Origin of the sequence: Vagococcus vulneris, from assembly GCF_003950515.1 — a bacterium.
Taxonomy (GTDB): domain Bacteria; phylum Bacillota; class Bacilli; order Lactobacillales; family Vagococcaceae; genus Vagococcus; species Vagococcus vulneris.
In genome coordinates this window covers 13,888-26,715 of the sequence record NZ_NGJS01000014.1, presented here as the reverse complement: position 1 = coordinate 26,715, position 12,828 = coordinate 13,888, and the positions used below count along the sequence as shown (strand labels likewise).

15 protein-coding genes are annotated in these 12,828 nt (G+C 35.6%); 14 read left to right on the top strand and 1 reads right to left on the bottom strand.

Annotated features, from left to right (window positions below):
• The first annotated feature begins 205 nt into the window (after window positions 1–205).
• The 9 genes from CBF37_RS09120 to recN all read left to right on the top strand — a co-directional run bounded on the left by CBF37_RS09120 (window position 206) and on the right by recN (window position 8,242).
• The gene (locus CBF37_RS09120; RefSeq protein WP_206168060.1) at window positions 206–1,270 is read left to right on the top strand and encodes a M24 family metallopeptidase; all 1,065 of its coding nucleotides are present in this window, start codon (window positions 206–208) and stop codon (window positions 1,268–1,270) included.
• Window positions 1,271–1,376: 106 nt separating this feature from the next.
• Window positions 1,377–1,805 carry an Asp23/Gls24 family envelope stress response protein gene (locus tag CBF37_RS09115; RefSeq protein WP_125984439.1) on the top strand — a complete coding sequence of 143 codons (429 nt, stop codon included), beginning with the start codon at window positions 1,377–1,379 and terminating at the stop codon, window positions 1,803–1,805.
• The gene (gene nusB / locus CBF37_RS09110; RefSeq protein ID WP_125984438.1) at window positions 1,792–2,238 is read left to right on the top strand and encodes a transcription antitermination factor NusB; all 447 of its coding nucleotides are present in this window, start codon (window positions 1,792–1,794) and stop codon (window positions 2,236–2,238) included. Before CBF37_RS09115 ends, nusB begins: the two co-directional genes overlap by 14 nt.
• A gap of 121 nt (window positions 2,239–2,359) precedes the next feature.
• Window positions 2,360–3,220, top strand: coding sequence for a bifunctional methylenetetrahydrofolate dehydrogenase/methenyltetrahydrofolate cyclohydrolase FolD (gene folD / locus CBF37_RS09105; RefSeq protein WP_125984437.1), 861 nt, complete (start codon window positions 2,360–2,362; stop codon window positions 3,218–3,220).
• 2 nt (window positions 3,221–3,222) lie between these two features.
• Window positions 3,223–4,587, top strand: coding sequence for an exodeoxyribonuclease VII large subunit (gene xseA / locus CBF37_RS09100; RefSeq protein WP_125984467.1), 1,365 nt, complete (start codon window positions 3,223–3,225; stop codon window positions 4,585–4,587).
• On the top strand, window positions 4,577–4,810 hold the full coding sequence (locus CBF37_RS09095) for an exodeoxyribonuclease VII small subunit (protein ID WP_125984436.1): 234 nt from the start codon (window positions 4,577–4,579) through the stop codon (window positions 4,808–4,810). The genes xseA and CBF37_RS09095 overlap by 11 nt, the downstream gene beginning before the upstream one ends.
• Window positions 4,807–5,697: a polyprenyl synthetase family protein gene (locus tag CBF37_RS09090; protein ID WP_125984435.1), complete on the top strand. Its 891-nt coding sequence runs from the start codon at window positions 4,807–4,809 to the stop codon at window positions 5,695–5,697. Before CBF37_RS09095 ends, CBF37_RS09090 begins: the two co-directional genes overlap by 4 nt.
• A gap of 14 nt (window positions 5,698–5,711) precedes the next feature.
• Entirely contained in the window at window positions 5,712–6,530 is an 819-nt protein-coding gene (locus CBF37_RS09085) for a TlyA family rRNA (cytidine-2'-O)-methyltransferase (protein ID WP_206168062.1), read from the top strand.
• A 29-nt stretch (window positions 6,531–6,559) separates the two neighbouring features.
• Complete coding sequence (gene recN / locus CBF37_RS09080; RefSeq protein WP_125984433.1) at window positions 6,560–8,242, top strand: DNA repair protein RecN; 1,683 nt, start codon at window positions 6,560–6,562, stop codon at window positions 8,240–8,242.
• 37 nt (window positions 8,243–8,279) lie between these two features.
• On the opposite strand, the gene CBF37_RS09075 is transcribed toward recN, so the two are convergent.
• Window positions 8,280–8,393, bottom strand: a complete 114-nt coding sequence (locus tag CBF37_RS09075) for a DUF4044 domain-containing protein (protein ID WP_125984432.1) — start codon at window positions 8,391–8,393, stop codon at window positions 8,280–8,282.
• Between the two features lie 178 nt (window positions 8,394–8,571).
• Here CBF37_RS09075 and CBF37_RS09070 point away from each other — a divergent pair, with 178 nt between their 5' ends.
• From CBF37_RS09070 to CBF37_RS09050, 5 genes are all read left to right on the top strand, one after another.
• Window positions 8,572–8,940, top strand: a complete 369-nt coding sequence (locus CBF37_RS09070) for a DUF3397 domain-containing protein (protein ID WP_125984431.1) — start codon at window positions 8,572–8,574, stop codon at window positions 8,938–8,940.
• Window positions 8,941–9,104: 164 nt separating this feature from the next.
• Window positions 9,105–9,536: a division/cell wall cluster transcriptional repressor MraZ gene (gene mraZ / locus CBF37_RS09065; protein ID WP_125984430.1), complete on the top strand. Its 432-nt coding sequence runs from the start codon at window positions 9,105–9,107 to the stop codon at window positions 9,534–9,536.
• A gap of 26 nt (window positions 9,537–9,562) precedes the next feature.
• Complete coding sequence (gene rsmH / locus CBF37_RS09060; RefSeq protein WP_125984429.1) at window positions 9,563–10,531, top strand: 16S rRNA (cytosine(1402)-N(4))-methyltransferase RsmH; 969 nt, start codon at window positions 9,563–9,565, stop codon at window positions 10,529–10,531.
• 1 nt (window position 10,532) lies between these two features.
• Entirely contained in the window at window positions 10,533–10,919 is a 387-nt protein-coding gene (ftsL, locus tag CBF37_RS09055; RefSeq protein ID WP_125984428.1) for a cell division protein FtsL, read from the top strand.
• On the top strand, window positions 10,919–12,814 hold the full coding sequence (locus CBF37_RS09050; RefSeq protein ID WP_125984427.1) for a penicillin-binding transpeptidase domain-containing protein: 1,896 nt from the start codon (window positions 10,919–10,921) through the stop codon (window positions 12,812–12,814). The genes ftsL and CBF37_RS09050 overlap by 1 nt, the downstream gene beginning before the upstream one ends.
• Window positions 12,815–12,828: the final 14 nt, after the last annotated feature.

Genomic DNA, 12,828 nt, shown 5'->3' with positions numbered 1-12,828 from the left:
TTTGAATAATAATATTTATTTTAATACTATGATACAAAATAACTTTGAAGCGAGTTTTGGGAAATTTTTAGTAAAATTAAAATACTTAATAACTCTGATAAATTAAAAATAGTACTTTTCACCTAATTTTTTTGGTATTTTATTTAAGCAGTCCATTTGTTATAATGAGAGAGAGTTAACAAAGAAACGGAAAGAAGGATGCAGTATGATGAAGCGTGTTGAAAATTTAAGAAGTCAAATGAAAATCGATGGAATTGAAGCCTTTTTAATCACCAATCCTTACAATTTGCGTTATTTAACAGGGTTTACAGGAACAACAGGTTTAGCTTTAATTACTTTAGACAATGCTTATTTTATTACAGATTTTCGTTATACAGAACAAGCAGTAGCGCAATGTAAAGGATATCAAATAGAAAAAAATATCGGACCTATTTTGAATAAAGCAGGAGAAATAGTTGAAAGTGCTGCTGTAAAAAATTTAGCTTTTGAAGAAAGTCATCTAACATTTGATAAATTTGTCGTTTTGGAAACATTGTTAGAGCAAGAATTAATTCCTGTTTCTGGAATGATTGAAGAATTACGTGAAGTTAAAGATGCAGATGAAATTGCTATTACGAAACAAGCATGTCAAATTGCCGATCAAGCATTTGAACACATTTTAACTTATATTAAACCTGGTTTGACGGAAATTGAAGTGGCTAATGAACTAGATTTTTTCATGCGTTCAAAAGGTGCTAGCGGTGTATCATTTACAACAATCGTTGCGAGCGGGTTGCGCTCTGCAATGCCTCATGGGGTGGCAAGCGATAAAGTTATTGAACAAGGGGATTTCATTACTATAGACTTTGGCTGTTATTACAATGGGTATGTATCTGATATGACACGAACAATCTCACTTGGTGAACCATCAGAAAAATTAAAAGAAATTTATCAGATAGTATTAGGCGCTCAAGAACGCGTTTTAGAAGCTGCTAAGCCAGGTATGACAGGAATAGAGCTGGATGCGGTTGCCAGAGATTATATCACAGAACATGGATACGGTGAAGCGTTCGGTCATTCGACAGGTCATGGTATCGGATTAGAAATTCATGAAGGTCCAAATGTCTCAAAAGTGGCCGATAAAGCATTTGTTCCAGGAAATATTATAACAAACGAACCTGGAATTTACTTGCCAGGAATTGGCGGAGTTCGTATTGAAGATGATATGTTAATTACTGAAAATGGTATGGAACGATTGACACACTCGCCAAAAGAGCTTATTATTTTATAGAATATAAGAATGGACTAATTTTTCATATCAAGGTAAGATGAAAGACAAAGGCATAATTCTGTAAGACGTTCATATGTCTCTCAAAAAAAGTTAAGGAGGAAGACACATGGCTGAAAGTAAAAACTTAGTGTTGAATAGTAACGGCAATGATGTTCAAGGTGATATTGTCGTTGCGCCGGAAGTACTAGAAATAATCGTAGGTATCGCTGCATCTAAAGTTTCAGGCGTCTACACAATGCGCGGCAACTTAGCATCTAATGTTACAGAACTATTTGGCGGTTCGGTACATGATAAAGGTGTGACGCTAAAAAATGATAATGGTAATATAAAAATTGATTTATATTGCTATTTAAATTATGGTGTATCGGTTCCGAAAGTAGCAATTGACATGCAGGAAAAAGTTAAACAACAAGTTCTTTATATGACAGATTTAGAATTGTCTGAGGTAAACGTGCATGTAGTTGGTGTCGTACCCGAAAAAACAACATTACCAGATTTAGATGAGTTATTTGATTCGGAAGATGAGGAAGTATAAATTGGATTTAACAAGACATCAATTAAGACAGTTAGCGTTTCAAAGTATTTTTATTCAGTTATTTGATGAAGACCTGACAGCTGAGGATGCAGTAGATCATGCATTAGCGTTGTTTCCAAGACAATTCAACGATGGTGCGGAAATACCGGAATACTTAACTATCGTTGTTCCTGGAATAACTGAAAAAGAAACAGAAATCGATGCAGTTATCGTCAAGTATTTAAAAAATTGGAAAATCAATCGTATTGCTAAAACAGATTTAGCTATTTTACGTTTAGCGATTTATGAAATGCTGTATTTAGAAGACGTACCGACGAAAGTATCGTTGAATGAGGCATTGGAATTAACAAAGGAATTTAGTGATGATGAATCACGTCGTTTTGTAAACGGAGTTCTTTCGGCAGCAATGTTAGAAATTAACGAAAACAAATAGTCAGTTGGTCGCATATCTCAGAATTTGGGATATGCGATTTTTTTATAAAGGGACGGAGTATTATTATTTTTAAATTATATGATAAGATAATATCAGTAAATGAGTGTAGGGGGTTTTTAAATTGTCGATTATATTAAATGGCCGTCAATTGGCTGATAACATGCAGAATAAGCTGTCGCAAGAGGTTGCCCAATGGCAAGAGGCGGGGAAAAGGTTGCCGACACTTGTTGTTATTTTAGTTGGAGATGACTCTGCAAGCCAAGTTTATGTAAGGAATAAAGAAAGAGCTGTGAAAAAAATAGGGTTTCATTCAATTGTTGATAAGCTGCCTGAAGCAACTACAGAAGCTGAATTACTTAATAAAATTAATGTGTATAACGATGATGATACAGTTGATGGTATATTAGTTCAACTGCCGCTGCCTAAGCATATTAATGAAGAGGCTATTTTATTGGCTGTTGATCCTGAAAAAGATGTTGATGGTTTTCACCCGATGAATATGGGGAAACTACTTATGGGTGAACCAGACAAAATTGCCTGCACACCTTATGGTATTATAGAATTATTAAAAGCATATGATATCAATATTTCAGGTAAGCAGGTTGTAATTATTGGTCGAAGCAACATTGTGGGAAAACCAATGGGGCAGTTAATGTTAATGAATGATGCAACAGTTACTATGACGCATTCTAAAACAAGAAATCTAAAAGAATTAGCACAAACAGCTGACATTCTTGTGGTTGCTATCGGACGTGCAGAGATGGTTTCAGCTGATTATGTAAAAACAGGAGCTGTTGTAATAGATGTTGGCATGAATCGGAATAGCGACGGTAAGTTAGTAGGAGATGTTGACTTTGTATCTGTCAGTGAAAAAGCTGCATACATTACACCTGTCCCTGGAGGTGTCGGTCCAATGACAATTACAATGCTGATGGAGCAGACAATGATGAATGGCCGTAAAGCATTATTGAAAGGAAAATGATGATGAAGCAAGCGGACTATTTAACTGTAACTGCTCTGACTAAGTATTTAAAGCGTAAATTTGATGCAGATCCTTATTTGGAACGTGTTTTTTTAACCGGTGAAATTTCAAATTTCAGATATCGCCCTAACGCTCATCAATATTTTAGTTTAAAAGATGACAAAGCGAAATTGTCAGCCGTAATGTTTAAACAAGCGGCGGGGCAGCTGAAATTTAAACCAGAGGAAGGCATGAAAGTACTGGTTGTTGGACGCGTCTCACTGTATGAGGCGAGCGGTAATTATCAAATCTATGTAGAACATATGGAACCTGATGGAAAAGGCGCATTGTATCAAGCACTAGAACAGCGAAAAGCCGAATTGCTGAAAGAGGGTCTTTTTAATCCGGACTTCAAACAATCACTGCCTAAATTTCCTAAAAAGATAGGTATCGTTACTAGCCCAAGCGGTGCAGTTATTCGGGATATAATTACAACAGTACGTCGACGCTATCCAATAGTTCAATTAGTATTATATCCGACTGTAGTACAAGGTGATCAAGCAGCTGCTGACATTGTAAAGCAAATTAAACGCGCCGATGAGTCAAGTGAATTTGACACACTGATAGTTGGCCGCGGAGGCGGATCAATTGAAGATTTATGGCCATTTAATGAGGAGGCTGTAGTGCGAGCAATTTTTGAAGCACATACACCGATTATTTCTTCAGTTGGTCATGAGACTGATGTTACTCTATCTGATTTGGCTGCCGATGTTCGTGCAGCTACACCTACAGCAGCAGCTGAATTAGCTGTTCCTGTATTGACAGAAGAACTGGTTAAAATATCAGATAGAAAAAGACGCTTACTACAGGTGATGACAAGAGAAATTCAAAAAAAACGTGCGGTGTTAGATCGATTAAATGCGTCGTTTATCTTTCGTCAGCCGCAACGTTTATATGAGCCTTATGCATTAAAAGTGGATAATTTAAAAAAAGAGTTGGAAAAACAATTAACACAAAAAATTACGCTAGATAAACAAGGGTACACTAATTTAAATCAGCAACTGCATTTGAATTCGCCAGCACATCGTTTGAATCAAGCAGTACAGACGGTTGAATATTTAAATCAGCGATTAATTAACGGAATGAATAAATATATGACTATGCAGCAGGATCGTTTCAGTGATGCGACCAATCAATTAGATATCTTGAGCCCACTGCGGACAATAACGCGCGGATATTCATTAGTGAAAAAAGAGAATCAGATAATACGTTCAGTTGAGACGCTTAAGCCAGATGATGAGATTTACTTAGTTTTGAAAGATGGCGAAGCAAGAGCTACTGTAAGAACAATTGAGAAGAAAGAGATGGTAAATATTGATGGTGAATAAAAAGAAAACATTTGAGCAGTCTTTAGGTGAATTAGAGGAAATTGTCCAACGTCTTGAATCGGGTGATGTTCCCTTAGAGGAAGCGTTAGCCGAATTTAAAAAAGGTATCGAGTTAAGTCAGTCTTGTCAGAAAACACTGGCTTCTGCCGAGACAACATTGACTAAAATGATGACGGATGATGATAAAGAAGTTGAGTTTGAGACTGAGGAAATGGAAAAATGACAACCTTTAAAGAATTCTCACAACTACATGTACCTGAAATTGATAAGACTATTAATCAATTTTTGACTGTAGAAACTACTGAAGAAAAATTATTAAAAGCGATGCTGTATTCTATTAATGCAGGGGGAAAAAGATTTAGGCCCTTACTTTTATTGTCAACGCTCGATTTTTTGAATTACTCAATCAACAAAGAGTCATATCAATTAGCAGCATCACTAGAGATGATTCACTGCTATTCGCTGATTCATGATGATTTGCCGGCAATGGATGATGATGATTTACGAAGAGGTAAACCCACGAATCATAAAGTTTATGGTGAAGCAGTAGCAATATTGGCAGGGGATGGTCTTTTGACAGAAGCCTTTCACTTATTGGCTGTCAGCGGTATTGAACCTGTAACAAAAACTGTGCTTCTTGCTAAATTAGCTAAAGCCAGCGGGATAAACGGGATGATCTCTGGTCAAGTCATGGATATGGAGAACGAAGATAAAAAAATTGAGTTGAACACTTTGCAATTAATGCACCGTCGTAAAACGGGTGCATTGATAGAATACGCTGTATCTGCTGGATGTCAATTAGCAGATGCCGATTCAGAGTTATATCAATTTCTAACTGATTTTTCTGTTGAAATAGGTATTGCTTTTCAAATTCGTGATGATTTACTTGATGTTGTCGGTAATGAGAAAGCCTTAGGCAAAAGAATAGGTGCTGACCTTGAGCATCAAAAAAGCACGTATGTTTCGCTGTTGGGTTTGTCAAAGGCGAAAGAAGCGTTTGAACTAAAATGCCAAGCGGCACAAACGCAGTTGAATTATGCTAAAAAAAGAGCTGGGATAGTGGGTAAAACTATGCTGGATGATATCTTAGAAGAATTGATGGTAATTTAATCATGAGTGATAAAATAAAAAAAGAGCGCGTTGATGTGCTGGTTACACAGCAAGGATTAACAGAAACAAGAGAAAAAGCGAAGCGAGCTATTATGGCTGGATTAGTTTATGATATGAATAATTTGCGCTATGATAAACCTGGTGAGAAAATATCGCAAAATACAGAACTTAAAATAAAAGGTAAAACAATACCGTATGTTTCTCGCGGTGGTCTAAAATTAGAAAAAGCCATGAAAGTGTTTAATATTGATTTTACTGGGAAGATATTATTGGATATTGGTTCGTCAACTGGAGGGTTCACGGACTGTGCACTCCAAAATGGTGCTAGAATGAGCTATGCTTTGGACGTAGGATCAAATCAACTTGCTTGGAAATTACGCCAAGATGAGCGGGTACACGTAATGGAAAAGACTAATTTTAGATATTCAGTGTTGTCTGATTTTAAATTCGGTCAGCCTGATATGGCTTCGATTGATGTATCGTTTATCTCATTGAAACTAATTCTACCAGTTTTAAAAGATATCTTAAAACCGCATGGTCAGGTTGTTGCATTAATTAAACCGCAATTTGAAGCTGGTCGTGAACAAGTCGGGAAAAAAGGAATTATTCGTGATAAAAAAATTCATTTATCAGTTTTGGAGACCGTGCTGGGTTTTATCCAATCATTTGGGTATAATATTGAAGCGTTAGATTACTCACCGATTACCGGAGGCGATGGGAATATCGAATTTTTGGCTTACTTAAAACCAACTGATGGTTTAGGCAGCTATCTCGTTCAAGAGACACCAGAAACTATTGTTTCTAAGGCACATGAACAGTTGACACATCAGTAATTAATTTTAGTTATGGGCAGGTGTAAAAGATGATTCAAGAATTATCCGTTCAAGATTTTGCAATTATTTCTCAATTAACCGTTCAATTTAAAGACGGTATGACAGTATTAACAGGTGAAACTGGAGCCGGAAAGTCAATTATTATTGATGCCATGGGATTATTGGTTGGTGGTAGAGGTTCAAGTGATTTTATTCGAGAGGGCGCAGAAAAATGCCGTATTGAGGGGTCTTTTTATGTGCCGGATAAAAAAAATATTGCCGTTTTTTTAGATGAATGCGGCATTGATATGTCAGATAATTTATTAATTCTACAACGTGAAATTTTTAAATCAGGACGAAATAACTGTCGAATTAACGGTCAATTAGTAAATACGAAAATTTTACGCGAGTTGGGTCATCGTTTGGTGGATATACATGGACAAAACGAACACCAAGAATTAATGGATCCTGCACGACATATTCACTTATTGGATAGTTTCGAAAAAGATAAGATACAGCCGTTATTATCACGTTATCACGAAACTTATCAACGTTATCAATTAGTGAGCGACCAGATTAATACCTATCAAATGCATGAAAAAGAGTTTGCACAAAGAATGGATATGCTACAATTCCAATATGATGAAATCATAAATGCAGATCTTCAAATCGGTGAAGATAAAGTATTGAGTGAGGAACGTAATAAATTAATAAACTATCAAAAAATTGTTCAGTCGCTTAGTATAAGTTATAGTGCTTTAGAAGGTGATGAAAGCTCCGTTGTTGATTTAGTTGGTCGAGTGATGAGCGAGATGGAACAAGTAGAATCGCTTGATCAAGAGTATGCCGATGTAACTGAATTGATTAGAAATAGTTATTATTTATTGCAAGAAGCTGCTGGACGGTTGTCAAATCAGCTGGATCTTTTGGAAATGGATGAAGAACGATTGAATGAAGTTGAAGGTCGTCTAGATCAGTTGCGACAGTTAAAAAGAAAATACGGGGACACAATAGATGATATTTTAGCTTATGTTGAGGTAATCAACCGTGAATTAGGTTATACAACAGGCGAGCAAGTCGACTTGGAATCTTTAATTCTTGAGAAGGCATCATTAGAGGAAACTTTGAAGCAAGCAGCTGAAGAATTATCTTCAGTGCGACATGAAGTTGCAAAAAAATTAGAGCGGGCGATTTTAAATCAACTTAAAGGTTTGTACATGGAAAATACAAAATTTGAAGTAAGCTTTGAGTCGACATTACCGAAGTATTTAGCTAATGGATGTGACAAAGTAGAGTTCTATATTTCAACTAATGTTGGAGAACCTTTAAGACCCTTAGCTAAAGTAGCGTCGGGCGGTGAATTGTCACGATTGATGCTGGCGCTGAAGACGATTTTTTCTCAAAGTCAATCAATTACGAGTATTATTTTTGATGAAGTCGATACAGGAGTTAGCGGTCGCGTTGCTCAAGCAATTGCAGAAAAAATTCACCAAGTAGGAAAAAACTCTCAAGTATTGTGTATCACGCATCTGCCGCAAGTAGCCGCTGTTGCTGACATGCAATATTTTATTGAGAAAAAGGTCGTTGGCAATCGAACAGAGACAGCTGTTAGAGAATTAACATACCAAGAAAGAACGAAAGAAATTGCGCGTATGCTATCTGGAAGTGAAGTAACCTCTTTAACTTTGAAACATGCCGAAGAATTGTTGTCGCTTGCGCATCAAAATTCATAAAAAATAAGCTGACAGTCTGGAGCTGTCAGCTTATTTTTTAACCAAATTGTCCGAGCACCGTAAAAACAGCACTGCCGATGATGGCGATTAACATAATCCAAATAACAACTTTAGTAACTTTGCTAAATGTACTTTTAGGTTTATTATCCATAAAAAACACACCTTTCTTATTCTGTTAGAATTAGTTTACACTGTTTTATACTAAAAAGACAAGAAAATGATAAAAAAATATAAATGAAATAAAAATTGAATGAAAGCCTAAACTATCATATAATTATGAATAATTGCTAGTTAACGATAAACAGTTTGGATTGAGGAGAATTAATATTATGAAAACTATCAGCGTGGTTACATTGTTATGGTATGTGATACCGATAGCACTTTTTGTTTTATTTGGTCACTATGGAAAAAGATTACAATTGGAGAAAAAATATGGGTTGAAGACACCTGACCTAATTACGCCGTTTCTGCTGATCAGCATTCATTATATCTCAAAATCAGCTTTAGATGAGAGCTTTTTTCCTTATGTGACATTAATGCTTTTATTAACGGCGATGCTTGTTGGTGTGTTCCAAGTGTATCAATTTAAAGAATTGCATTTCAAAAAGTTTATTAAAATGTTTTGGCGAATTACTTTTTTAATCAGTTTCTTTATATATTTTGTTTTGATGATTACTAGTCTAGTATTATCACTCTAATAGTAAAATAACCAATTCTTTTAAGAATTGGTTATTTTTTGATGATCTATAGAAAATCAAAATAAAAAACAAACTTTTAACGAAAAAAACTTGGAGATAATGTGGTAGAAAGTGGGGGAATGTGGTAGACTAATCTTATTGAGTAGCAGATGGGGGTAGCTTTTATGTTTATGGGTGAATTCAAGCATAACATAGACACAAAAGGACGTTTAATTATTCCGGCTAAGTTACGTGATAGTTTAGGTGACCGCTTTGTAGTTACACGAGGAATGGATGGATGTTTATTTGGTTATCCTTTGGAAGAATGGTCTGCACTTGAAGAAAAGCTTCAAAATATGCCGCTATCTAAAAAAGATGCTCGGACGTTTGTCCGTTTTTTCTATTCAGCTGCAACAGAATGCGAAATAGATAAACAAGGACGAATAAATGTACCAAGTAATTTAAGAGCATTCGCGGATTTAGTGAAAGAGTGCTGCATCGTAGGTGTATCAAATCGAATTGAGATTTGGTCTAGTGATCGATGGCAAATCTTTTCGGAAGAAGCTGAAGAAAATTTTGATGAAATTGCTGAAAATATGATTGATTTTGATTTTTAAAATGATTTAGAGAGTGAGACAAAAGAATGGCAGAAATGTTTAACCACACGACTGTTTTGTTAAAAGAAACGGTTGATAATTTAGCTGTAAAACCTAATGGAATATATGTAGATTGTACGTTAGGCGGAGCAGGACATAGCGAGTATCTGTTGTCTCAGCTTGACGAAAAAGGTCATTTGTACGCGTTTGACCAAGATTCTACAGCAATTGAACACGCAAAAGTTAAATTAGCACCATATATAGAAAAAAATATGGTGACTTTTATACAAAGTAATTTTAGATTTTTAAAGGAAGAGTTAAATAATTTAAATGTTAGTAAAATTGATGGCATTCTATATGATTTAGGTGTATCATCGCCTCAGTTAGATGTGGCTGAGCGAGGTTTCAGCTATCATCAAGATGCTCCTCTGGATATGAGAATGGATCAGTCATGCGGTATAACGGCACGGGATGTGGTGAATGAATATCCATATGAACAGCTAGTAAAAATATTTTATCGATATGGTGAAGAGAAGTTTTCAAAACAGATTGCGCGATTAATAGAGAAAAAAAGAGAAACAGCATCGATTGAAACAACTGGTGAATTAGTGGAAATTATTAAAGATGCCATTCCCGCACCTGCTAGAAGAAAGGGCGGACATCCTGCAAAAAGAGTTTTTCAAGCTATTAGAATTGAAGTTAATAGTGAACTAGATGTAATTAATGAATCTCTTGAACAAGCTATTGATATGTTGAAAATTGGTGGCTGTATTAGCGTTATTACATTTCATTCATTAGAAGATAAAATAGTAAAAAATATATTTAAAGAATATAGTCAAGCACATCCGGATTTGCCACCAGGTTTGCCTATCATTCCCCAAGAATACCAACCTGTTTTACGATTAATTAATCGTAAACCGATTTTAGCTTCAGCAGAAGAACTAATAGAAAACAATCGCTCAAGAAGTGCCAAACTTAGAGTGGCAGAAAAAATAAATCAAGAAAGGGTGGTTTAGGATGCCGGCAGTTGAAAAAGAAGAATATGCGCTAGAAAAATATGACGTAACTAAACCATCTGAAAAGCAAAATTTAGAATTAGCAGCTATGCCGGAAATGATGCCGACAAATAAACTTAAAAAAATCAGCCGACTAGAAAAAATTGTGTTTGCAAGCTTTATCGTTACTTTATTATGTTTAGCAATTGCTACAATAAAATTAACAACAGCAATTAATCGTGAAGAAGAAGCTATTACTACTGTTCAACAAGAGACGGTTCAAGGTAAAAAAGATGTCAATCGATTGGAACAAGAGCGTAATGAATTGCTTAGACAAGACAGAGTGAAAGGAATCGCTGCTGACAAAGGTGTTGAGTTGCACGAAGACAATATAAGGACGATTCGCTAATGATTATTAAAATAAAAAAGTTTTTTAAAGAATTACATAAAAAAATACAATCAAAAAATTTAACTCCTGCTCGAAATCGAAAAAAAGTTGGAGTTATTTTGTGTTATACTGCTGTTTTTGTTTTTAGTGTGTTTGCACTGCGATTTATGTACATTATTACAGTAGGAAAAATTGGATCTTATAGTTTGGATAAAGAGAGACAAAGTCTCTATCAAGGGAGTAGTGTCATAAAAGCAAAAAGAGGAACCATTTATGATCGAAATGGCTTGCCTATTGCTGAGGATGCTACTTCTTATTCATTATATGCAGAACTTGGAAAAGACTATAAGGGATTAAACGGCAAAGAATTGTTTGTACATGATAAAGACAAAGGAACAATTGCTAAGGTGCTGAAAGAATATGCTGGTGTTGAAGAAAAAACAACATTAGAACAGCTGAAAACGAAAAAAAATGTGGATGGCAAGGAAATAACAACAGTAGAATTTGGTTCAAAAGGAAAAAACCTTTCATTAGAGACAAAAACAAATATTGAAAAAGCCTTAAATAAAAAGAAAATTACGGGTATTTATTTTACTGAGCATCCAGACCGAATGTATCCAAATGGACGCTTTGCATCATATTTAATTGGCTACGCAACACCAGACAAAGATGATGGAAAAAGTGCTTTGAGCGGTAAAAAAGGTATGGGGATTGAAAATGCGTTTGATGCTATTTTAAAAGGGACTAATGGTCATAAATATTACCAAAAAGACAGTAAGGGAAATGAATTGCCTGATACAGCAGTTGTTGATAAAAAATCGGTTGATGGTAAAGATGTATACACTACAATCGATACAAATTTACAAGTACGTATGGAAGATGCGATGGATGAAGTGTTTAAGGATTCTGAACCAGTTAATATGACTGCCGTTTTAATGAGTGCTAAAACGGGAGAAATACTCGCTGCATCACAGCGTCCAACTTTTGATCCGCAAACTTTAGAGGGTTTGTATCAAGAAAAAGGTCAGCCGAAACCGGTTTGGGAAAATCTTTTAGTTCAAACAGCGTATGAACCAGGGTCAACAATGAAAGTATTTACTGTAGCAGCAGCCATTGACTCTGGGAATTTCAATGAGAATGAAACGTTTAATTCTGGTAAGATTCAAGTTGCAGATCGAACCATTAGCGATTGGAATGGTGGGGTTGGTAAAGGGCCATTGACATACCGTCAAGCGCTAGCTTGGTCTAGTAATGTTGGGATGGTTCATCTAGAACAAAAAATGGGAACAACATGGCAAGAATATTTACAACGTTTTGGTTTCAGCAAGTCGACGAAATCCGGTTTACCTTTTGAAGTTGCTGGAAATATTTCTGATGCAACAGTTGTAGATACTGCGATGACTGCATTCGGTCAAGCAATTGGTGTGACAAATTTTCAAATGATGCAGGGATTTTCAGCAATTGCTAATAAAGGAACAATGCTAAAACCGCAATTTATTAAAGAAATTAGTCAAAGTAATAAAAAAGAAAAAAAAGAATTTGAACCAAAAGTTGTTGGTCATCCTATTAAACCAGCAACTGCTGATAAGGTTTTAGAATACATGCAAGACGTCGTTACTGATCCCATCTATGGAACCGGATATAAGATATACAATATCGATGGACTTAATGTATCAGCTAAAACAGGGACAGCTCAGATTTTTGATAACGGTGTTCTCTTAACTGGCGGAACGGATTACCTCTATTCTGTCGTTCAAATGGCACCAACGGAAGATCCAGAGTATATTATGTATGTAACAATGAAGCAGCCGAAAGTCGGCAATGCTCCTGAGATGATTGCCAAAGTCTCAAATAGTGTATTAAAGCATGCATTTAAAGTAGATGCAGGCAATGTGCAAGAAGAAAAAGATAAGTAATGTTAGGAGAATGA

Bases quoted from the DNA above. Each gene is read 5' to 3' on its own strand.
- CBF37_RS09120 (WP_206168060.1), top strand. From the start codon at position 206: ATGATGAAGCGTGTTGAAAATTTAAGAAGTCAAATGAAAATCGATGGA.
- CBF37_RS09115 (WP_125984439.1), top strand. From the start codon at position 1,377: ATGGCTGAAAGTAAAAACTTAGTGTTGAATAGTAACGGCAATGATGTT.
- nusB (WP_125984438.1), top strand. From the start codon at position 1,792: ATGAGGAAGTATAAATTGGATTTAACAAGACATCAATTAAGACAGTTA.
- xseA (WP_125984467.1), top strand. From the start codon at position 3,223: ATGAAGCAAGCGGACTATTTAACTGTAACTGCTCTGACTAAGTATTTA.
- CBF37_RS09095 (WP_125984436.1), top strand. From the start codon at position 4,577: ATGGTGAATAAAAAGAAAACATTTGAGCAGTCTTTAGGTGAATTAGAG.
- CBF37_RS09090 (WP_125984435.1), top strand. From the start codon at position 4,807: ATGACAACCTTTAAAGAATTCTCACAACTACATGTACCTGAAATTGAT.
- recN (WP_125984433.1), top strand. From the start codon at position 6,560: ATGATTCAAGAATTATCCGTTCAAGATTTTGCAATTATTTCTCAATTA.
- CBF37_RS09075 (WP_125984432.1), bottom strand. From the start codon at position 8,393: ATGGATAATAAACCTAAAAGTACATTTAGCAAAGTTACTAAAGTTGTT.
- CBF37_RS09070 (WP_125984431.1), top strand. From the start codon at position 8,572: ATGAAAACTATCAGCGTGGTTACATTGTTATGGTATGTGATACCGATA.
- mraZ (WP_125984430.1), top strand. From the start codon at position 9,105: ATGTTTATGGGTGAATTCAAGCATAACATAGACACAAAAGGACGTTTA.
- rsmH (WP_125984429.1), top strand. From the start codon at position 9,563: ATGGCAGAAATGTTTAACCACACGACTGTTTTGTTAAAAGAAACGGTT.
- ftsL (WP_125984428.1), top strand. From the start codon at position 10,533: ATGCCGGCAGTTGAAAAAGAAGAATATGCGCTAGAAAAATATGACGTA.
- CBF37_RS09050 (WP_125984427.1), top strand. From the start codon at position 10,919: ATGATTATTAAAATAAAAAAGTTTTTTAAAGAATTACATAAAAAAATA.